General features: G+C 65.9%; 16 protein-coding genes. 4 read left to right on the top strand and 12 right to left on the bottom strand.

The window, feature by feature from the left end; genetic code table 11:
* Window positions 1–77: 77 nt before the first annotated feature.
* From AC1DW4_RS04300 to AC1DW4_RS04290, 3 genes are all read right to left on the bottom strand, one after another.
* Window positions 78–557 (bottom strand): RcnB family protein, encoded by a 480-nt coding sequence (locus AC1DW4_RS04300; RefSeq protein WP_477015990.1) that lies wholly within the window; start codon window positions 555–557, stop codon window positions 78–80.
* A gap of 95 nt (window positions 558–652) precedes the next feature.
* Window positions 653–2470, bottom strand: coding sequence for an ATP-binding protein (locus AC1DW4_RS04295; RefSeq protein WP_477015989.1), 1818 nt, complete (start codon window positions 2468–2470; stop codon window positions 653–655).
* Window positions 2471–2552: 82 nt separating this feature from the next.
* A complete protein-coding gene (locus AC1DW4_RS04290; protein WP_477015988.1) occupies window positions 2553–2852 on the bottom strand; it encodes a BolA family protein in 300 nt (99 codons plus the stop codon).
* 45 nt (window positions 2853–2897) lie between these two features.
* Here AC1DW4_RS04290 and AC1DW4_RS04285 point away from each other — a divergent pair, with 45 nt between their 5' ends.
* The 4 genes from AC1DW4_RS04285 to cobS all read left to right on the top strand — a co-directional run bounded on the left by AC1DW4_RS04285 (window position 2898) and on the right by cobS (window position 6544).
* On the top strand, window positions 2898–3566 hold the full coding sequence (locus tag AC1DW4_RS04285; protein ID WP_477015987.1) for a J domain-containing protein: 669 nt from the start codon (window positions 2898–2900) through the stop codon (window positions 3564–3566).
* A 57-nt stretch (window positions 3567–3623) separates the two neighbouring features.
* Window positions 3624–4052 (top strand): organic hydroperoxide resistance protein, encoded by a 429-nt coding sequence (locus tag AC1DW4_RS04280; protein WP_477015986.1) that lies wholly within the window; start codon window positions 3624–3626, stop codon window positions 4050–4052.
* 355 nt (window positions 4053–4407) lie between these two features.
* The gene (locus tag AC1DW4_RS04275) at window positions 4408–5520 is read left to right on the top strand and encodes an FAD-dependent oxidoreductase (RefSeq protein WP_477015985.1); all 1113 of its coding nucleotides are present in this window, start codon (window positions 4408–4410) and stop codon (window positions 5518–5520) included.
* 10 nt (window positions 5521–5530) lie between these two features.
* The gene (gene cobS / locus AC1DW4_RS04270) at window positions 5531–6544 is read left to right on the top strand and encodes a cobaltochelatase subunit CobS (protein WP_477015984.1); all 1014 of its coding nucleotides are present in this window, start codon (window positions 5531–5533) and stop codon (window positions 6542–6544) included.
* A gap of 571 nt (window positions 6545–7115) precedes the next feature.
* Here cobS and AC1DW4_RS04265 read toward each other — a convergent pair.
* The 9 genes from AC1DW4_RS04265 to AC1DW4_RS04225 all read right to left on the bottom strand — a co-directional run bounded on the left by AC1DW4_RS04265 (window position 7116) and on the right by AC1DW4_RS04225 (window position 21244).
* Window positions 7116–7553: a hypothetical protein gene (locus AC1DW4_RS04265; RefSeq protein WP_477015983.1), complete on the bottom strand. Its 438-nt coding sequence runs from the start codon at window positions 7551–7553 to the stop codon at window positions 7116–7118.
* A 38-nt stretch (window positions 7554–7591) separates the two neighbouring features.
* Window positions 7592–10801 carry a discoidin domain-containing protein gene (locus tag AC1DW4_RS04260; protein WP_477015982.1) on the bottom strand — a complete coding sequence of 1070 codons (3210 nt, stop codon included), beginning with the start codon at window positions 10799–10801 and terminating at the stop codon, window positions 7592–7594.
* Between the two features lie 2 nt (window positions 10802–10803).
* A complete protein-coding gene (locus AC1DW4_RS04255) occupies window positions 10804–11619 on the bottom strand; it encodes a carbohydrate ABC transporter permease (protein ID WP_477015981.1) in 816 nt (271 codons plus the stop codon).
* Entirely contained in the window at window positions 11616–12506 is an 891-nt protein-coding gene (locus AC1DW4_RS04250) for a carbohydrate ABC transporter permease (RefSeq protein WP_477015980.1), read from the bottom strand. Before AC1DW4_RS04250 ends, AC1DW4_RS04255 begins: the two co-directional genes overlap by 4 nt.
* Entirely contained in the window at window positions 12503–13765 is a 1263-nt protein-coding gene (locus AC1DW4_RS04245) for a sugar ABC transporter substrate-binding protein (protein WP_477015979.1), read from the bottom strand. The genes AC1DW4_RS04250 and AC1DW4_RS04245 overlap by 4 nt, the downstream gene beginning before the upstream one ends.
* Window positions 13762–15210 (bottom strand): glucoamylase family protein, encoded by a 1449-nt coding sequence (locus AC1DW4_RS04240; RefSeq protein WP_477015978.1) that lies wholly within the window; start codon window positions 15208–15210, stop codon window positions 13762–13764. The genes AC1DW4_RS04245 and AC1DW4_RS04240 overlap by 4 nt, the downstream gene beginning before the upstream one ends.
* Window positions 15211–15309: 99 nt before the next feature.
* On the bottom strand, window positions 15310–18327 hold the full coding sequence (locus AC1DW4_RS04235) for a TonB-dependent receptor (RefSeq protein WP_477015977.1): 3018 nt from the start codon (window positions 18325–18327) through the stop codon (window positions 15310–15312).
* Between the two features lie 2 nt (window positions 18328–18329).
* Window positions 18330–19409, bottom strand: a complete 1080-nt coding sequence (locus AC1DW4_RS04230) for a LacI family DNA-binding transcriptional regulator (RefSeq protein ID WP_477015976.1) — start codon at window positions 19407–19409, stop codon at window positions 18330–18332.
* 320 nt (window positions 19410–19729) lie between these two features.
* Window positions 19730–21244: a carboxylesterase/lipase family protein gene (locus AC1DW4_RS04225; RefSeq protein ID WP_477015975.1), complete on the bottom strand. Its 1515-nt coding sequence runs from the start codon at window positions 21242–21244 to the stop codon at window positions 19730–19732.
* Window positions 21245–21281: the final 37 nt, after the last annotated feature.

The following is a 21281-nucleotide window of genomic DNA, read 5'->3' as shown; positions in this document are numbered from 1 at the left end:
CGGAGGTCTCCCCCCGGGGCGCAGATCGTGTACGCCAGCCTCAAGTCGCGAGGTGCCGCGCACCGAGCGGTAGGCTCCTAGTTGAACAACCCGGCGATCACCGCGGTGATCAGACCTCCGGCGACGGCGGCCAGAACGACGTCGTTCCCGCTGCGAACATAGTGATGGCCACGGGGCGGCGCGCGCAGGCCGTAACGGCTGTAATCGTTCACGACATAGCCCTGCGAATAGTAGCTGGGCAGGCGTTGACCATAGGACCAGCTACGGACCTGATAGCCGCGCGGCGGAGCATAGCGGGGCGCGTTGTAGCGGCGCTCCGCACGCTGCCAGCGGTCATAGGCACGAGCTTGCTGGCGATAGTCCTGGCGGTCGTCGCGACGATCCTGGCGGTATTCGCGGCGGTCGTTGCGATCGTCACGGCGGTCGTCGCGGCGATCCTGACGTTGTTCCTGACGATCGTTGCGGTCGTAGCGCGACTGGGCGTCGGCGGCCGATGCGACGCCCATGGAGCCAGCGGCAACCAGGGCGGCGAGAGCGGCGGTGGTGAATTTCTTCACGGCGAATACTCCTGATGCGTCGGGGACTTCCGACTTGCACCCACCCTAGGAGTCACGCCTTGAGCCGCGTCTGAACGGCTTGTGTCAGGTCCGGTTCAGGCTGCCGCCGCCGTCTGAACACTTTCCCCATTGGCCTGCATGGCCGCCCGTCCACCGCGGACCTTCTGCATAAGTTGTGCCAGGGCCGCGAAATCGATCGGCTTGTTCAGGTAGGCGTCGGCCCCGGCGTCGAGGCCCGCCTCATGGTCTTCGTGTCGGGCGGAAGCCGACAGCACCGCGATCGGCGTCTCGCTGTTCACGCCGTCAGCCCGAATCAGGCGGGTCGCGCTCAATCCATCCATCACGGGCATGTTCACATCCATGATGATCAGGTCGAACACCTGATTAATCGCCATATCGACGGCGATCTGACCGTTCTCGGCCGAGACGGTCGCGTGACCCGCCGATCCCAGCCAGGCCTCCAGGATCATTCGGTTGACCGGGTGATCCTCTACCACCAGGACCGACAGGCTTTCGCCTTCGCCGACCTCGGCGTCGATGGCCTCCGCCTCCTGGACGGGCTGCCATTCGACCACTTCGGCCTCGACCGACAGGACGAAGGTCGATCCCTTGCCGATCGTCGATTCGACGCGGATGTCACCGCCCATGATATTGGCCATGCGACGCGCGATGGTCAGGCCCAGCCCCGTGCCGCCGAATCGGCGCGTCGAGGAGGCATCGACCTGGGTAAAGGGCTGGAACAGCCGCTCCAGATCGTCGGGCGCGATACCGGCTCCGCTGTCGGTGACCGAGAATTCGAAGGCGACCCGCTTGTCGTTGATCCGGCTCGAGCGGACCACATAGTGAATGGTGCCCGCCTCGGTGAACTTCACGGCGTTGGACAACAGGTTCTGGATCACCTGGCAGACCCGCAGCGGATCGCCCTTCACGACCGATGGCGCGTCACCTTCGAACGAGCAGACGAACTCAAGACCTTTTGCCTCCGCCTGCGCGGCGAAGGGTCCGGTCACCCGGCGATGCAGGTCCTCGAGCCCGATGTCGATCACCTCGAAGGTCATCTTGCCCGCCTCGATCTTCGTCATGTCGAGGATGTCGTTGAGCAGGTGCAGAAGGTTGTCGCCCGAGTTGCGGATGATGGACAGATATTCGCGCTGGGTCGGCTCCAGCCGGGTCGATCCCAGCAGCTGAGCCGCGCCCAGCACGCCGTTCATCGGCGTGCGAAGTTCGTGAGAAATGACCCCAAGGAAGTTGGACTTGGCCTGGTTGGCCGCATCGGCCTTGTCCCGCGCGCCCTGGAGCTCTTCGATCAGGTGCGCCTGATGTTCCTGGAACGCCTTGATCCGCTCCTCTCGCAGCATGGTCATGGTGACCAGGACGAACAGGCCGGCGGCGGTGAACGGCATGATGCTGAGAAACGGCAGAAACTCTGGCCCACCCCACAGGCTACCGAGAATGACCAGCGCCACGATGGAATAGGGCGAAGAGATCACGATGGCCTGTTTGGGCGAACTGCGAAGCTGCGAGAACACCAGCACATAGCCGCTGATCAGCAGGGCCACGGCCAGCGGATGCCCGAAACTGCTCGGCGAAAACCAGGCGAGCAGCGGCGCGGAGGCCCATGCGGCGGTGGTGACGGTCGCGACCGCCGGAAACAGCAGCCCCCAGCCTGCATCGACCCGCCCACTCATGCGTCGTTCGAACGCACCGCGCACCGAACCGGCCGCGACCGTCCCGACGAACCAGAGAACGGCCTGCAGCGTCCCGACCGTGCCCCACAGTCCGACCGCCCAGCTGGCGATGATCAGATAACGCAGATACTGGGTCTGCAGGATGGCCGTCAGCGCCTGGGCGGCTTCGCCGGCACCGCTGCGCGCGCCCTCGAGGCTTTTGCCGATATCCTCGGAGCCAACCATGCGTTTCCCGATATCCCGTGAACAGTCCCGAACGTGACGCTAGGACGAACCTTCTAAGACGAGGTGAACACTGGTTTATCCTTCACACTTCGGCCTCATCCGGCGTCAGGGCACGGATGGAAAGCGCATGCACCGGCCCGGCCAGTTCATCGGCCAGCACGCCGTTCACGGCTCGCTGACGCTGGACCCGACCTTGGCCGTAAAACGCCGGGGAGACGACTGTCAGGTTGAAGTGGCTCTCTCCGCCCGGCCGGGCGTCCATGCCCCCGTCATGGTGGTGTCCGGCATGGCGGGCGCTGTCGTCCTCGATCTCCAACCGTGTCGGCGCGAGCGCGGCCGTCAGTTTTCTGCGGATAATCGTCGCGATCGGGCCTTCGGACATGTTCGCTTCCTTGATGGTGACCAATTCGACCCTACACTGTGACCGATGCCAGCGTCATTCGAGTACAAGCCCCGCTTCAAGGACATGCGGATCAAACCGCCCAAGGCCGGCGAAGCCGAAGCCGAGGCCGATGTCCTGCGGCTGAAACCCGGCGAAAAGCCTTGCGACTGGCCCGACTGCACCAAGGCCGCAACGGCGCGCGCGCCGAAGTCCCGCGAACGGCTGAACGACTTCTACGATTTCTGCCAGCCGCATGCAGGCGAGTACAACAAGAGCTGGAACTTCTACGCCGGCATGAACGAGGCCCAGATTCGCGCGGCCAAGGAAAACGAGGCCATGACCGGTGGTCGCCCGACCTGGGAGATGAAGGCCGGAAAGAACAGCAGGGAGGCCGCCGCCTTCGCCGCCAAGATGGGCACCGCCAACACGACGGGCGCCGGCTCCTGGCGTGACAGCTATGGGCTGTTCGGACGCAAGGGCGATCAGGCAGCCCAGCACCCGACCGAGGACCGCCGCGTCGGCAAGATCGAAAAGGGGGCATTCGCCGACCTCGACCTGGAACCCGGCGCGTCCAAGGAAAAGATCAAGGCCGCCTACCACGACCTGCTGAAACGATGTCACCCCGACCACAACCAGGGCGACCGCGGGGCGGAGGCCAAGCTGGTTCGGGTCATCAAGGCCTACAAGATCCTCAAGAAGGCTGGCATCGCCTAGCGCACGGCGCGTGGACGCCTATCTGCACAGCTCCTCTTCTCGAAACGGAGCCTTCTCATGGACGTCCTCTATAAAGCCCACGCCACGGCTTCCGGCGGCGGTCGCGCCGGTGGGCGCTCCCACACCGATGACGGCAAGATCGACGTATCCCTGTCGGTGCCCAAGGCCATGGGCGGCGACGACGGCCCCGGCACCAACCCCGAACAGCTCTTCGCGACCGGCTACGCCGCCTGCTACCTCGGCGCGCTCCGTCTGGTCAGCGGTCAGGCGGGCACGCCCGTCGGCCCGGACACCAAGGTCCATTCCGGCATCGGCTTCGGCAAGAACGATCATGGCGAGGGCTTCAACATCTCGGTCGACCTGAAGATCACCGACCATGGCCTGGACAAGGCCGTCATCGACGACCTGATCCAGAAGGCGCACCAGGTCTGCCCGTACTCCAACGCCACGCGCGGGAACGTAGATGTGGCGCTGAGCGCGGAATAGTCTCCGAAAGTATTAGACGAAAGACTCTCAGAATTAATTTAGCCAGCCGCTGATGCAGTGGCTGGCTTCTTTCGTTAGTCTGAAATGGAACTTTTATGGTTCAGCTTCGCTATACATGTTCACAGCGCGAGGAGCGCTTGTCTCATGACGGATTTCGAGCACGATAGTAAGCATCTTTCAAACATCACCAACTGCAATCGAGACTTCGCGCCCGAATACGATCCGCAGGTCTTGAGCTGGTCCCGCCTGCATCAAGAGCTCGCTATTCTCGTCCGGCTGTTTCGCGGTGCCTTGGCCCGCCGGGCTTAGGCCGGGATCGACGCGGACCACGTCCACCGGCTACCCTCCCTCCATTATGTCTCTGATCGACGCCCAGGTCCTGATCGTCGGTGCCGGTCCTTCGGGACTGGCGGCGGCGCTTTTCCTGACGCGCCTCGGAGTTCGCGTGCGCGTCATCGACGCGGCCGACCAGCCGACGACGACCTCCAAGGCGCTGGCGGTCAATCCTCGCACGCTGGAACTGCTCGAACCCACCGGCGTGGCCGACCGCATCCGCGGCGCGGGCCAGCCGATCTCCGCTATCCGGTTCGCCCGCGAAGGCCGCACCACCGCGGTCGTTCGCCCCGACTGGGCCCGCATCGCTCCGGGTCGACCCATGACGATCCTTCCCCAGGCCGCGACCGAGGCCCTGCTGACCGAAGCCTTGGCCGCGCTCGACGTTCGCCCCGAACGCCGCGTCGCCCTGACCGGCTTGTCCCAGACCCCGGATGCCGTCACCGCCGTCCTTTCCACAGGCGAGACCGTGAACGCGTCGCTGTTGCTCGGCGCCGACGGCGCGCATTCCGCCGTCCGCCACGCGCTCGGGCTGGATTTCCCCGGCGACAGCTCTCCCCTGCCCTGGTCGTTGATGGACGTCGACATCGATGGCGCGCCACAGGATGAGGCCCGGATCGAGTTCCAGCGCGCCGGGCCGATCGTCGTCTTGCCCTTCTCGGGCGGCACCTTCCGGCTGATCGGCTTCGGCGACCCGCTCTTGCCGCGCCTGCCGCATATCTGGCGGGCCGGGACGGTTCACTGGAGCTCGGAGTTTCGGGTGTCGCACCGGATGGTCCCGACCATGGCGGTGGGGCGCGTCGCCCTCGCCGGCGATGCCGCCCATATTCATTCCCCGGTCGGCGGGCGCGGCATGAACCTGGGCATCGAGGACGCCTCTGTCTTCGCCGCCTGCGCCGTCGACGCGCTGAGGGGCGACCTGTCCCGCCTTTCCGACTACGCCCGGCTGCGCGGCGCGGTGGATGGCGCCTGGGTCAAAACCGCGCGGGGCATGACCGATTTCGTCCGCGACCAGTCGCTGAAGGCCCGCCTGATCAAGCGGATCGCGCCTCCGATCGCCGCGGCGCTGCCGGGATTGGTCAATCAAGCGCTTAAGCGTGGTCTGGGTCTCGACCACCCGACGGCCGTGCGATAATCGCTGGCGCATGGCCCTTTCCGACTCCCCGCTTGGCGCGACCCCCGATCCCTTGCTGACCTTCGAGCCGCACCGTCAGGTCAGCGTGCGCGAGGCGTTCGGCATCGACGCCGACATGACCGTGCCGATGTTCGACACCGTGGACAGCCATGTGCCGGAGGTCGATCCCGCCTACCGCTTCGACCCCCAGACGACGCTGGCGATCTGCGCCGGTTTCGCCCACGACCGCCGCGTGATGGTCCAGGGCTATCACGGCACCGGCAAGTCGACCCACATCGAACAGGTCGCGGCCAAGCTGAATTGGCCCCTGGTCCGCGTGAACCTGGACAGCCACGTCAGCCGCATCGACCTGGTCGGCAAGGACGCCATCGTCCTGAAGGACGGCAAGCAGATCACCGAATTCCGCGAGGGCATGCTGCCCTGGGCCATCCAGCGCCCGATCGCCCTGGTGTTCGACGAATACGACGCCGGCCGCCCCGACGTGATGTTCGTGATCCAGCGCGTGCTGGAGGCGCAAGGGAGACTGACCCTGCTGGACCAGAACCGCGTCATCCGACCCAACAAGTGGTTCCGCCTGTTCGCGACGACCAACACCATCGGCCTGGGCGACACCAGTGGCCTGTATCACGGCACCCAGCAGATCAATCAGGGTCAGATGGACCGCTGGAACATCGTCACCACCCTGAACTACCTCGACCACGACGTGGAGGCCGAGATCGTCGCCGCCAAGGCCCCCGAATGGGCCACCGCCGACGGCCGCCGTGCCATCGCCGCCATGGTCCGCGTCGCCGACATGACCCGAAATGCCTTCATGAACGGCGACATCTCCACCGTCATGTCCCCCCGCACCGTCATCACCTGGGCCCAGAACGCCACCATCTTCGGCGGCGACGTCGGCCTGGCCTTCCGCCTGACCTTCCTCAACAAGTGCGACGAGCTGGAACGGCCGACCATCGCGGAGTTCTACCAGCGCGCGTTCGGGGAGGATCTCCCCGAGGCGGCGACGCGGGTGAAGGTGGGGTGAACCAGGTTTGGAGTTCATCATGCTGATTGTCGGATTAGCTTTGTTGGCGGTATCCGTTGATGACCGCTTGCCCCGACCCACCGACAGCGATTTGCGTGCGTTGGTGGCGGCCGAGCGACCGGAGGGGCGGCTCATCTCCCTCGATTTTTCCGAGTCTGCTCGTGGCGGAGGTCGCATAGGCTGCGGCACAATCGAGGTCGATGGCACGGTTGAGCCAGTAGCGGTTATCGCAGGTTGGCAAGAAGCGCGTGCCCCAGTCATAATTGCGATGGGATCACCACCTCCGCCAACAGAACCAGCCCACTGGGACACCCGCGTCATCGGTGCCACCCGCGCTGATCATGATACAGACGGCGAAATCACGTGGTACGACCGCAGCAGCGATACGCTCCACCGTCGTATGGTTTTGAGAATCTGTCGGGAGCTCGCTCCGCCCCCCGGCGTCACTTGGGTTACGGAACTAGAGCCAAATCCAGATCCGGAACGCGCTGCCAGAGCTAGGCGATTGGCTGGTTCGGCAACGGAGCTACTATTCGGCACCCCGTCGGCTGCGTCCCAACCGAACCCGTAGTCACCGCTTCCGAAACCGCACCGCCTCCGCCGCCAGCCCGGCTCCCCAGGCGTCGCGCTCTTCCTTCGGCTCCGGCACGAACGGCGCGTCGGGCAACGTCCCGGCCACCCCGCGCATCGCCAACGCCAGAGGCTCTGCGAACACCACCAGCATCCGCAGCGGCTTCTTCTTCGCATCGGTAACGTCCCACCCTTCGGAGGCGAAGACGTCCACCTGGGCCAGCGGAGACAGGCGTTCGATTCCGTCCCAGTCTTCGGGGCGGGCGGCGTCCTCGGCCGCCTCGGCGGTCAGGCCGAACACGGCGGTCAGAACCTCGTCCACCTCAGGAAACTCGTCGCGGCGCGAGGGGTCGGCGTGGCCGGGCTTCATCAGGGCCTTGGCCTCGAGGTCGGCGACACCGGGCAGGTCGATCAGGCGGCGAAGGGGGGTCTGGGTCATGAGCCCGATCTACCCCGCCCCCGCCCGCCCGCAAAGCCTCAGCGCAGCTCGACCCGTCGCGCGCCCGCCGGGATGGCCAGGTCACGACCGGTCCATTCGGCCCCGCGTCCGTCGATCCGCACCCGCGTCGGCAGGGCCTCTCCCTCTGGCCAGGGCAGGACGAAGCCGCCCGGCGGCTGGGTCCGGCCGTCCAACGTCAGGGCCGTCGTCGCCCCCGTCCGCTTCAGCCCATAGGTCAGCGGGCCATAGGGTGTGCGCACCTCGCGCACCCCCACGCCCGTCGCGCTGTCGATCCAGCTCATCGGCAGCCCCGCCGCCAGCACCAGGACGTGGTCGGCATCGCGCTCATAGACGAACATGTCCAGCGCCGAGCGGATGTAGTCCGAGCTGATCCAGGCATGAGGCATGTCGCCGATGAAGCGCGGTTCCCGCAGGTCGCGCCCCACCACCTCGGCCCATCCGTTCCAGGCCTGAGGCCGGCGGTCGGCCAGGAAGAAATCCAGCGCCGTCATCGCCCGCTCGCGCTGACCCAGCCGGACCATGGCCCCCACGGTGCGCAGTTCGTAGGGCGTGTAGTCCTTCCAGTCCGTCCGGTTCGCGGCCCGGGCGATGAAGTTCTCCCAGTATTTCTCGAAGGTGCGGATCAGCAGCCCCTGCGGCAGCTCGGCCTGCAGCCCGCCCGGCGACAGGCCGATGGTGGTCGAGGTCGCGTCGAAGTCACCCCGATCCGCCGCGCCCGCGATCCAGTCGATCCGGTGATGGATGGCCGTGCCGGTGATGGAGGCCGTGACGTCGGCCGCGAACTCGGCCCGCGCCGCCTCGATCCGCGCCGCCGCCTCCGTCTCGCCCAGCGTCGTGGCGATGAAGGCCGCGTCGCGATACCCCAGCAGTCCCCAGAAATCGTCCCAATAGGAATAGGCCGCCCGGTCCGAATAGCCCTCGTGACTGATCGACGGCGGCAACAGGCCATACAGATGCCGCGTCTCCGGCGTCCGGTTCGCCTCGACCCGCGTCTCGGCACGGAGGCTGTCCATGTAGCGAACCGCCGCCTGCACCTGTGGCCAGACCGACCTCAGCTGCGTCGCGTCGCCGGTGTAGCGATAGGTCTCGGCGGCCAGGAAGATGAACTCGCCATGGCTGTCGTTCTCGGGCACCGGATCGGCCCCGCGACTGTCGACGCAGCACGGCACCTTCCCGTTGTCGAACACATAGGGGGCGTACCAGCGCAGATAGTCCTGGCTCAGGTCCGCGTGACCCAGCCGGTTCAGACCCTCGGCCATCATGGCCCCGTCGCGGATCCAGGAGCGGTTGTAGCTGCGGGTGCCGGGCTGAAGCGCCGGGCCCTGACGCGACATCAGCATATGCGCCAGCGAGGTCTTCATCGTGTCCTCGATCCGCTGGCCCTGGGGCGGCACGATCAGGTCGAACCGGTCCAGGTCCGCGCGCCAGCCCGCCGCGACGCGCGCTTGAATCGTGTCCATCGCCGCCTCGACCGAACCGGTCGCCGGCAGCGCCGGACGCTGGCCCGCGAGCGGGGCGACCCAGCCGACGGTCCGCGTCTCGCCGGGCGCCAGGGTCACCGTGTAGGTCATCGCCCCGGCCATCAGGCCCATGGCGTCGGACTCGACCCGGCGCGAAACGTCGTCAGTGGCATCGTTCGCGATCAGGCTCTGCGGATCGGCCCCGGCCTGAAAGGTCGACAGCCGCACATCGTCCGGCGCGACCAGCGGCCGGACGCGCAGTGCATCGTTCAAGACCATCTCCGACCCCGTCCACTGGATCTGCTGCAAGGGACTGGCCCCGCCCGGCACGGCGAGGAACTGGATCGGCCCGTTCACCTGCATCGGCCGCGCCGCCAGCGCCAGAGTCAGGGTGCGCGTGCGGCTTGAAGTGTTGGTCAGGTCGTATCGGCCATACAGCCCCGCAGCGTCGGGCGATCCCTCGGCCATCGCGGTGATCTTCAGCGTCCAGTCGTCGTGGCTCCAGGTCACCGTCGGGATCGGCAGATCGTCCTCGACCAGTCCCTGGGTGATCCGCGCATCCGCCCAGCTGACCAGTCGCCCATTGTCCAGAACGAAGGGTTCGATCGACGGCCCTCCCCGCTTCAGCTCGATCGCGCCATCCTCGGAAATCAGCCCGCTCTCGCCCCCGCCATCGACCCCGACCAGTGTCCAGTAGGGCTGCTCGCCGACGAATCCGCGCGGATACAGACCTCGCCGCGACTGCCCTGCGACGGCGGTCAGGAAGGCCGTCGCGTCCTTCCCGAACGCCAGCGGCTCGACCTGGACGTCCGATAGTCCGTATACGGATTGAACCGTGGTCGCTGTGCCAGACCCTGCCCCCATCTGGCCCGATCCATCGCGCGGGGCCAGCGGTGTCATCAGATCGAGCCGCAGCCACCGCGCACTCGCCTCCGTCGTCATCAGCCAGTCGGTGCCGCCGTCGCCGTCCTCGACCTTCACGATCTCGCGCCACTGCCGCCGGTCGGATGAGGCCAGGACGCGATAGGCCGAGGCGGCCTTGCCGTCCGCCCATCTCAACGTCAGCCCGCCGAACTCGCGCTCGTATCCCAGGTCCAGCGTCAGGCTCTGCTCGCCACCGCCTTGCGTCACCCAAGTCGTCGACGGGTCGTCATCCACACTCAGCGACGCCGTCGAGTTTCCATCTTCGCTGCTGGCCTCGGCGATCGGGCGCGGCGGCACCGATGGCTCCGGCGGCAGGGTTCGCAGCGTCAGGTCATCGATCTCGATGAAGCCCTTACCGCCCTCGCCGGCCGTGACGACGAACTCGACCCGCTCCGCGCCCCGGAACGTCCGGTCCGCCTTCGGTCCCCAGGCCCAGGCCACCTGCCGCTTCTTGATCGTGAACAGGGTCCAGCCGTCCGGGAAGTCGTAACGGGTCGTCTGACGCCAGTGGACGTTCTGGGCCGAGGCGTCGGTGAACTTGACCTCAAAGGTGTTCGTCGGCCCCTCGCCGCGCACCCAGAAGCTGATCTCGTAGTTCTCAGGCACCTCGAACGACAGGTCGCGCGACGCGAAGGCATAGCCGGACCGGCCGTTGAAATCGTAGTCCAGCCGCAGCGCGTCACCCCGATGTCCGGGCACGGACGACAGGGTCGAGGTCACGTCGGTGGAAGCGTCCGCGCTCCACGCCCCCAGGTCCTCGAATGTATCCAGTGTGCGCGACGACTGGGCATGGGCGGGCACCGCGAACAGCAGAGCGGCGATCAGCCCGAACAACACACGCATACTCAACCCTTCACGCTCCCGGCCAGCATCCCCCGGATGTAGAACCGCTGCAGCGCCAGGAACAGGATCAGCACCGGCGCGACGGTGATCACGGCCCCCGCCATCATCAGCTCGACATCCTGCACATGCTCGCGCGACAGAGCCGCCAGCGCGACCGGCAGCGTATAGTTCGATTGGTCCGTCAGGATGATCAGCGGCCACAGGAAGTCGTTCCAGCTGCCCAGAAACACGAACAGCCCCAGCGTCACCAGGATCGGCGTCAGGGTCGGCAGGACGATGCGGCGGAAGATCTGGCCCTCCGACGCGCCGTCGATCCGCGCGGCTTCCAGCATCTCGTCCGGGATCGACAGGGCATACTGGCGGATCAGGAACAGCCCGAAGATCGACGCTAGCCACGGCACCAGCGCCCCCGCATAGGTGTTCACCAGCCCCATCGACTTCAGCATCAGGAACAGCGGCAATGTGCCGATCTGCGCCGGGATGACCAGCGCCCCGATCAGCCACTGAAACAGCCGGTCGCGCCCCGCGAACCTCAGCTTGGCAAAGGCATAGCCCGCCGGAACGGTGAACAGCAGCGCCAGCCCGGTCGCCATTGTCGCCAGCGCCAGGCTGTTGACCATGTAGCGGCCCATCCCCTGGTTCACGAACAGGTCGCGGTAATGCTCCAGCGTCCAGTGGCTGGGGATCAGCGGTGGCGGAAAGTTGGCGGCTTCTCCCGTCGCCATGAAGCTGACCGACAGCATCCACAGCAGCGGGAACAGGACCAGCAGGCCGATCACGGCGACACCCACGTTCAGGACAACGTCGCGCACCTTCACGTGTGCTCTCCGCCCAGCCGACGCGACACGGCCAGCTGGATCATCGTGACCGCGAAGATGCACAGGAACAGGATGAAGGCGACGGCGCTGGCGGACCCCAGGTTCCACCATTTGAAGCCCTCTTCGTACATGAAATACAGGACCGTCACGGTCGACTGGGCCGGGCCGCCTTGCGTCATCACATAGGGCTCGGCGAACAGCTGGAAGAATCCGGCGACCGAGATGATCGACACCAGCAACAGGGTCGGCGCGATGGCCGGCAGAGTGACGTGCCGGAACCGCGCCCACGGCCCCGCCCCGTCGATGCGCGCCGCCTCGTACAGATCGTCCGGCACGGTCTGAAGCACGGCCAGGAAGATCAGCATGTTGTAGCCGAAGATTTTCCACACCACGAACAGCAGGATAGCTGGAATAGACGTCCGGGGATCGCCCAGCCAATCCACGGCGGGCAGGCCGAGCGAGGTGATCGCCCAGTTGATGACTCCGTATTTGGTGTGCAGCAGATAGTTCCAAAGGACCGCCGTCGCGACCAGCGTGGTCACGAACGGCGCGAAGAACACCACTCGCCAGAACGGCCGCCACTTCACCGTCCGCGCGTTCAGGATCACCGCCGCCCCCAGCGACATCGCGATCGACAGCGGCACCCCCAGAACACTGAATACGACCGTGTTCTTCATCGCCCCCCAGAACAGCGGGTTGGTCAGCAGCCGCTCGTATTTCTGGAGGCCCACGAACCGAAGGTTCTTGAGATCGGCCAGGGCATAGATGTCGAAGTCGGTCAGGCTGAGGAACATCGCCGACACGACCGGCACCACGAAAAAGACCGCGATGGCGATCAGTGAGGGAGCGACAAAGCCCCAGGCGGCGCGCTCTCTGGCGGCGATCATGCGGCTCGCCCCTGTTCGATCATCCAGCGGCGCTTCTCCAGCAAACGGTCGGCCCTGCGGTCGATCTCGGCCGCGGCGGCGGCGACCGTGAACTCGCCGCGCACCATCCGCTCGGCGACGATCTGCATCTCGGTGACGATCCGTTCCCACTCCGGCACCTTGGGCACGGCCTTGGCGCGGGCCAACTGACCCTTGAAGGCGGTGACATAGGGGTCGCCTGCCACCTTCGGTGCGGCCCAGGCTGACGGACGGGCGGGCAGGTCTCCGGTGATGACGTTGAACTCGGCCTGGGTCTTCGGATCGGACAGGAAGCGCACCAGCTTCCACGCCGCCTCCTGGTTCGGCGACGACTTGAACACGGCCAGCGACGAACCGCCCGGTGCCGAGGCTCCCGGCCCGGTCGGTCCCGGCACCCCGGCGGTGGTCCAGTGCGGCTGGATCTCGGGCGGCAGACGGGTCTTCATGTCGCCGATGGTCCAAGGACCGGAGAAATAGAAGCTGAAATACCCGCGACCGAACTCGGTCCAGACATTGGAAATCTGCGTCGATGACGCCAGCGGGGCCAGACCTTCGTCGAACAGGCTCTTGTAGAAACCCAGCGCCGACTGGAACGACGGGCTGCTGAAATTGCCGCGCGTATCGTCGTCGCGAAGCAACGATTGATCGCCCTGAAGACCGAAGGTCAGAAGCTGCTCGAACTCATTGACAGGCAACAGGATCGCGTAGTTTCCGTCGCCCGCCACGCGCTTCACCGCATGCATGGACGCCTTCCACGCCTCCCACGTCGTCGGCATGGCGTCATGGCCCGCCCGCGCCAACAGGTCGGTGCGATAGAAGATCAGACGCGTATCGACATACCATGGCGTGGCGACGCTGCGCCCGTTGATGGCGTTGGTCTCCAGCACAGCCGGAAACTGGTCCTGCGACAGGTCGGCGGCGAACGCCGGCGTCGACGACAGAGCCCCGATGGCGGAAAGTTCGGCCACCCAGGTGTTTCCGATCTGGCTGAGGTCCGGCATGGAGTTTCCGGCATAGGCCGTCAGCAGCTTCTGGTGGGCGGAGGTCCAGGGCAGAGGCTGAACCTCGACCTTGATGCCCGGATTGGCCGCCTCGAACGCCGGCATCATCGTCTGGACGCTGGTGCCCTCCGCGCCCATGGCCCAGAAGCTCAGCCGCGTCACGCCGTCCGACCGGCCACATCCCGACAGGGCTGCCCCCGCCCCGCCCAGCAAGCCTAGCGCGGCGCGGCGGTCGATCATGCGTCCAGCCATCCGCCAGTGAACCCGGCCTTCTGCAAGCCACGCAACAGGTTGGGCTCATCCCGCATCAGTCGCCAGATCAGTCCGGATCGGCCGTTCTCGATCATGGCCACGATTGGCCCTTGGTCGATGCCCAGATAGTCGCCGTCCACCCAGCCGATATCGGGAATGATCCGGCCGTGCTGCAGCCGCCCTTCCCGCTCGGTCAGGGTCGGGTTGAACGAATCCAGGAAACCCCACTGCGTATAGATACCCTCGCCGTACCGGGCCTTCATCGCCTTCAGGCAGGCGGTCACCTCGACGGGCGCGAAGGGGTAGCTGGCCATGGCCGCCGTCGGCGCGATCGTGCCGTCGTCCCGGTCGCCCGGACCGCGCGCGGAATAGCTGAAGAACTCCCGTTCGCGCGCGTCGATCACCTGCTTGAAGTCGCCCGGCCCGTCGCAGGCCGTCAGACCCCAGACCTCGGCTGAATAGCCGTCCCAGCCGCCGGGGTTTTCGATCGCATACTGGCGCTGGGCCTGCACCGCGCGGCGGCTGTTTTCGAAATAGTCGATATGGGTCTCGATGAGGGCCGACTGCCCGCGCATCCAGGCGTCCTGGATGCCACGGAAATCGACGTACATGTGGCTGTACTGATGCCCGAACAGGGGCGCGAACCGCAGATAGGGCTCGGTCGCACCGGGCGTGAAGCTCTGATCATAGGCCGTGGCCCATTCGTCCCAGACACTGGACGGCACCGGGTGGGTCGGGCTGCCGATCGCCATCAGCAGCACGAGCGTCCCTTCGTTGTAAACGAACCAGTCGGAGGGGATGTACCCGGTCTCCGGGTGCCAACCCATGGAGATGCGGTCGGGCCGAACGACCGCCCAGTCCCACTCGACCCGCTCATACAGCATCTTGGCCAACTGGCGGATCTCGACTTCCTCGGCATGGTGCCCGTCGAAGAAGCGGCTGGCGACCAGAACGCCGCCCAGCAACAGTGTCGTATCCACGGTCGACAGCTCTGTCTTGTCGAAGCGATGGCCCGTCTGCATGTCCAGGAAGTGATAGAAGAAGCCCTTGTAGCCTCCGACGCCCGTGGGCTCGGGTCCCTGCGGCAGGGCGGCGAAGAAGCGAAGGGTGATCACGGTCCGCTCGCGCGCCTCCGCGCGCGTCATCCATCCGCGCTCGACACCGATCGGCCAGCAGGTCAGGGCGAACCCGACAGCGGCGATGGAGCAGAAGGATTCGGCCGGCCAGCGATCCGGCGTCAGGCCGGTCGAACGGTCCGTGACATGGACGAACCAGTCGAACGTCCGCCGCTGAAGCTCCTCGACCTCGGGATCCAGCCGGTTGATCCGCCCGGCGCCTGCCGATCGTCGGCCGCTTTGCGAGAAGCTCGGCGACGCAGCTCCGGCAACCAGCCCGGCGACGGTCGATCCCATTAGAAATGTGCGTCGATCCATGGATATCCTCATACGCGGAAACGGCACCCTGGATCAGTCAGACGATGAAAAAATGGCCGCCCCCCAAACGCGGGGAGCGGCCAGTCTCAGGAGAAGACCCTAGAAGCTGAAGCGAGCGCCCAGCTGAATGGTCCGGGTCGGGAACAGCACGCTGGAGGGATTGCCGAAGTTGGGCGTGCCCTTGTCGCCGTTGAAGCCCGAGTAGTTGTCGAAGTTGAAGACGTTGATCGCATCGACGTACAGCTGGACCTCGCCCGCTTCGTAGACCTGGATGGTCTTGGTCAGACGCAGGTCCAGGTTGCGATAGGCGAAGGCGTTCGGGATCAGGAAGTTTTCCTTGTCCGGATAGGCGCCGGACGGACGGTAGTAGAACCGCGAGCCCGTGCCGTCGAACACGTTGAACGGCGTGCCCGAGCCCAGCGTCAGGATACCGGACAGCTGCAGATCGTACGGCAGGTCGACGATGCCGTTGGCGACGATCCGGTGATGCTCGTTCTGCGGAGAGTTCCGCATCGGCGAGGTGGCGACGCTGAAGCAGTCGAAGCAGAAGTTGTCGTCACCCCCGTTCTGGGTCGCGTCCTGATAGGTGTAGGCGATGTTCAGACCCCAGCCCGACTCGGCCGTGTAGTTCTTGTCCAGCTTGATGTAGACGGCCTTGAACTCACGCTCCTTGCTGTGATCGCTGACCAGATAGGTCCGATAGGGGTTGGTGCCCTGGGGCGAGCAGAACCCGCCGTTATCGCCGAAACCATCGCCGTCATTCGGTGCGTTGGGTTCACGGCAGCGGTTCAGATACTGCCAGGTGAACTCGTTTTCGCTCTTGCCATAGGCCAGGGTGAACTCGGTCTGCCAGTCTCCGAAACGTTGACGCAGGCCCAGGTTGAACTGATCGGTACGAGGCGGCTCGAAGTCGTTTTTCAGCAGGAAGGCCTCGCCCTTGGCCGGGATGGCGTTCAGGACTGGATCGAGACCCGCGGCCGTGAAGTAGCTGGCCTGCCACAGGATCGGGTCGCTGGACGACCCCGACGCCACGCCCGCCGGACGGCCGGTGGTCGAGAAGAAGGCGTTGCGGGTGAAGTCACCCCCCTTGGCCACCTCATCAAAGGCGAAGTTGAAGTTGACCCGGTCGTAGTAGCGACCCGCGCCGCCGAAGATCACCGTCTCGCGATCGCCGAAGACGTCGTAAGAGAAGCCGATCCGGGGCTGATAGGCGTCCTTGAAGCCCTCACGGTTGCTGCCGGTCGAGAAATAGTCGTTGGCGTTGAACCAGCTCGGCACATACCCGGCCGCCTTGCCGCCGTCGGTGGACGCGATCCACTGGTTCAGGCCGGTCCGAACGTCGGCGGGCGTCACGTAGTCGACGTTGTTGGCGTTGTCCTCATAATCCCAGCGGATGCCGAGGTTCAGTTCCAGCTTGTCCGTGATCTGCCAGTCGTCCTGGGCGTAGATGCCGAAGACGTTGTTATCCAGGTCGACGGTCGGGAAGCGGTTGCCCAGTTGCACCCGGTAGGGGACGGCCGGATTGCCGCTGGCGTTCGTCGCGTTGTTGGGGTTCAGGTCGTAGAAGAACTCGGGGTTCCGACCGAACTCCTTGTCCACGACATAGTTCTGGGCCGAGAATTTCACCCCCAGCTTGATCGTGTGCGAGCCATTGAAGTCGATGTCCGTGAACGTAAGGTCATCCCGGAACGTCAGGGTTTCGTCAGTGATCTGCTGGCGGCTGCCGGAGCCGCCGATGTTGATCACGGCGGTGCCGCCGAAGGGATCGTAGGCGGCGTCGAAGACCCGATAGCTGGAACCCGCCGTGTTGAAGTTCGTGGCGGTCGGGTTGTACTCGTAGTTGCGGTAATCGACCGCGGCTTCGTTGATGAAGCCGTTGCCCTGCCACTGGTAGCGCAGGTTGGCGCTCTGTGTGGTCTGTTGCAGACCCGAAGCCCGCTCGAACGAGTTGGCACCGCCGACGCTCGTGGTATCGGCCTCGTCACGATAGGTGACGCTCAGGTCGATCAGGTGGCCCTCGGCCGGCTGGAAGCTCAGCTTGCCGAAGTAGAGGTCCTCCTCGAATGGCGTCGCGAAGGTGCCGAGGTATTGCGCGAACTGGGTCTGATAGGCCGGGGTCTGCCGACCGAGGTTGACCGTGGCCGCGCGATTTTCCTGCTTGTGCTCATAGCTGCCGAAAAAGTGCAGGCGGTCCTGGATGATCGGCCCACCCAGGGCGGCTCCGTACTGCTGGACTTCCAGATCGGGCAGCTGCTGCTGGCGCCGACGCGTGAAGACGTCACGCGAAATGAAGTTCTGGTCGCGATACTGGCCGAAGATTTCCCCGTGGAACTCGTTCGTCCCGGAGCGCGTCACGGCCGTGATGATGGCCGAAGACGACTGCTCGTATTCGGCCTTGAAGTTCTGCGTGATGATGCGGAACTCGCCGATGGCGGCCTGCGGGAAGGGGTTGCCGCGGCTGTCGTCCTGACCGGCGATACCGCCGGAGATGACGTTGGACTTCAGGCTGGCCCCGTCGATGAAGGCGTTGATCGCCTCAGCGCGCTGTCCACCGGCCGAAATCGTCACTTCCTGCTCGTTCTGGGACAAGCGGACGCCGGGTGCCAGGGCCGCGAAGCTCAAGAAGTTGCGGTTGATCTGCGGCAGGGTCTGGATCTGCTGGGTCGTGATGTTGGTCGCGTTCTCCGGCGTGCGGACCTCGGCCAGGCGGCGGCCGGTCACCACGATGTCGCCGACCGCCGTGCCTTCGTCTGCTCCGGCCGCCATCTGCCCCGCGACGTCCAGGTCCAGGTTCCCCGTCTGGGCGACGCCCAGGGTCACGACGTCGGACGCCGTCTGACCGTCGCTGGTCGTCGCCGTGATCTCATAGGAACCCGGGCGAATACCGACGATCACATAGCTGCCGTCGGCATTCACGCGACCGCGATAGGTGAAGCCGGTGGACACTTCACGGGCGACGACCGTGCCGCCCGATTCCGGCGTCGCGCCGTCTGAAACGACCCCGCGCACGGTGGAGGTCGTGGCCTGGGCCGATGCGCTGCCCGCGGACAGCAAGGTCGCCATGGCCAGGGCCGAGGCGGCGCACAGGGCGCGGTTGCGAAGGGTCGTGCTGAACATTCTCACTCTCCGTTAGAGACGAGGCGGGTCGGCGCGGGTGCGCCGCCGTCGAGGGTTGAAAGCAGGGTCGAGGACTGGGCACTTCCGCAGGACTGGCGGATGACCAGGCGCGGGCGGATCGTTTCACGGGCCGTGTCGGGCTCGGCGTCGGGGAGACTGGCGGCCGCGATCAGACGAACCAGGCGCTCCATGGCGCGGCGTCCGGTCTCGGCGATGTCGATATGCAGGGTCGTCAGGGCCGGCTGCACCAAGGCCGAGATCGGAACATCGTCGAAACCGATGATGGCCACGTCCTGCGGACAGCGCAGACCCGCTTCACGCAACGCCAGCAACGCACCGACCGCCATCATGTCGTTGGCCGCGAACAGAGCGTCCGGGCGCGATCCGTCACGCAGCATCGAGGTCATTGCGACATGGCCCGACGCCTGGGTGAAATCGCCGTTCAGCACCATGGCTTCGAGCCCGGCAGCGGTCACGGCCTGGACATAGCCTGCCTGACGCTCTCTCGCCTCCTGGTTGCCGACCGGCCCTCCGATATGGCCGATGCGTCGGTGACCCAGAGATACCAGATGCTCGACGGCCGCGATCGCACCGCCCACGTTGTCCACCGCGATCGAAGGCCGCCCGGATTCGACCTCGCCGCCATTCATCAGCAACACCGGCAGACGGCTCTCCAGATTGCGGGTCAGATTGGCCGAATCCAGGTGCGGCGACAGCACGATCAAGCCATCGACCCGACCGCGCATGGAACGGATCGCGGCGGCCGCATCGGCTGCATCGTCATGCGAGCTGGAAACGATGAGATGCAGGCCGTGAGCGCGAGCGGCCACGTCCATGCCGCGAATCAACTCGGAAAAGAACTCGCCGAACAGGTCAGGCAGGATCACGCCGACCGTGTCGGTACGGCTGGTCGACAGGCTGCGGGCACCGGAATGCGGCACATACGAAAGCGCCTCGACCGCCTCCATCACCCTGGCGCGCGTGCCGTCCGTGACCGCGCCAGCGCCCGTCAGAACGCGCGAGACCGACGCCACGGACACCTGGGCGCGCTCTGCGACATCACGGATCGTGGCGGCCTTCATCGAGGGCCGACCCGTGCCGTGCGTTGACTGAAAAAAAGGCGGTACGGCCCTGACACCACGTTTCCTGAAACATCCCCGATCGTCCCGGCCAACGTTTATCGAAGGTCCGTCGATCTCGTCCTGTAAACGGTTACATGGCACACCCGGGTCTGGCCCCGCAAGTGCCGCAGTTTCGCCACACCAAAGATTTGTCGGGTCGTTGCAGGTTTGCCGCCATTTAGAGCGTGCGCCGCCGGGACGCATCGGCGGCCGCTACCCTCAGCGGGACCGACGTCACAGGCGGTTGATAACCTTCACGAATGACCGGGACCCGAAAGGTCCTACGGGCGAATTCTTCGATAGAACTGCAGGATCAGGTCGAGGCGGTCGCCGTGGGGCACAGTCTTCGCGACCGGCCCGTCATTGGTGAATTCCAGCAACAGATCGTCGATCGCTTCGGGCCATTCGATCCTACCCGGTCCGTTCGGGTCCGACCGAGCGGCGAATCCCGTCCAGTAGTCGGCCATCGCCGTCGCCGCTCGGGCGTCGCGCTCACCCAGCGGCCGTCCCACGGTCTCCAGCGTGTCGAAGACATAGGGCCGCTCGGACGCGTGGGTCGCGCCACCACTGGGCTCGGGGTTGGAATCGGGCACGACGTCGAACCGGTACATCCAGGTGGGATTTCCCGCGCCGGCATGCAGTCGGGCCAGATGGCGGGCCGGTTCGTGGAAGATCAGGTCGCTGACGACCGAGGTGTCATACCCCCCCTGCCCGCCATAGGCCTCCACCAGCGCGTCGTATTCGGCGTCGGTCATGACGTCGTCCGTCCGACCATAGGCTCCGGCATCGGACGGCCGAATCCACCAGAACTCCGCGCTGTTCGTGCCGAGAATCAGTGGCACGGGGGCCTGCCGAGCGCCCGCGAACGCGTCCACGACATCCTCGGGCACCACCTTTCCATCGACGATCAGATTGTCGGTGTAGAAGGCCGGCATGGGCGACAGCAGACGTTCGGCGGGCAGGGCACGCAGATCGTCTGCGGTCGCACCGGCAAGCTGAACCGATCGGGCGAAAGCGACGCCCAGGCTTTGCGCCGAGGGATGTCCGGGCCTGTCCTGGTCCAGCAGGGCCGACCTCTGCCGGCCCAGTCCGGACTGGACGATCGCCTTGTGGAACAGGCCACGGGCGGAGGGCGCGACCATCAGCTGGGTCACGGCGACCCCGCCGGCCGATTCGCCAAAGATCGTCACATTGCCGGCGTCGCCCCCGAACTGGCCGATGTTGTCGCGCACCCACTCCAGGGCGGCGATCTGGTCCATGACGCCATAGTTTCCTGCAGGCTCGTCGGGCAGACGGTCCACAGCCAGCGCGGGGTGGTCGAAAAAGCCCAGCCGCCCCAGCCGGTAGTTGATCGTCACCACGACGACGCCACGACGCGCCAGGTTCGAGCCGTTGTACAAGGCCGCCGTGCCGGATCCGTTGTTGTAGCCGCCGCCATGGATCCAGACCATGACCGGCAGCGGCCCGGCCGACCTTTCCGGGGTCCAGACGTTCAGCGTCAGGCAGTCCTCGCTCATCGGCAATGGCCCGACGCCCGGGTCCCCGTTCGCGGGCGGCTGGATGCAGATCGCACCGGGTCGGGTGGCGTCCCTGACGCCCGACCAGGACAGGGGGCTTACAGGCGGTCGCCAACGCAACGGCCCCACGGGCGGGATCGCATAGGGCAGGTTCTCGAACGAGGCGATACCGGCGTCGAGACGCCCCTGGGCTCGCCCTTGGGCCAAAGCGACCTGCGCGCCGGACTCGGTTGCCGAACCGCTCACCATCAGGGCCGCCATCAGGCTTTCAACGAACATTCACCGATCCTAGCAAGGTTGGGCAGGCGGACAATCA

The organism is Brevundimonas sp. P2_A6, assembly GCF_056404975.1.
Note: the sequence above shows the minus strand (reverse complement) of the source record. Positions and strands in the feature narration are given on the sequence as shown.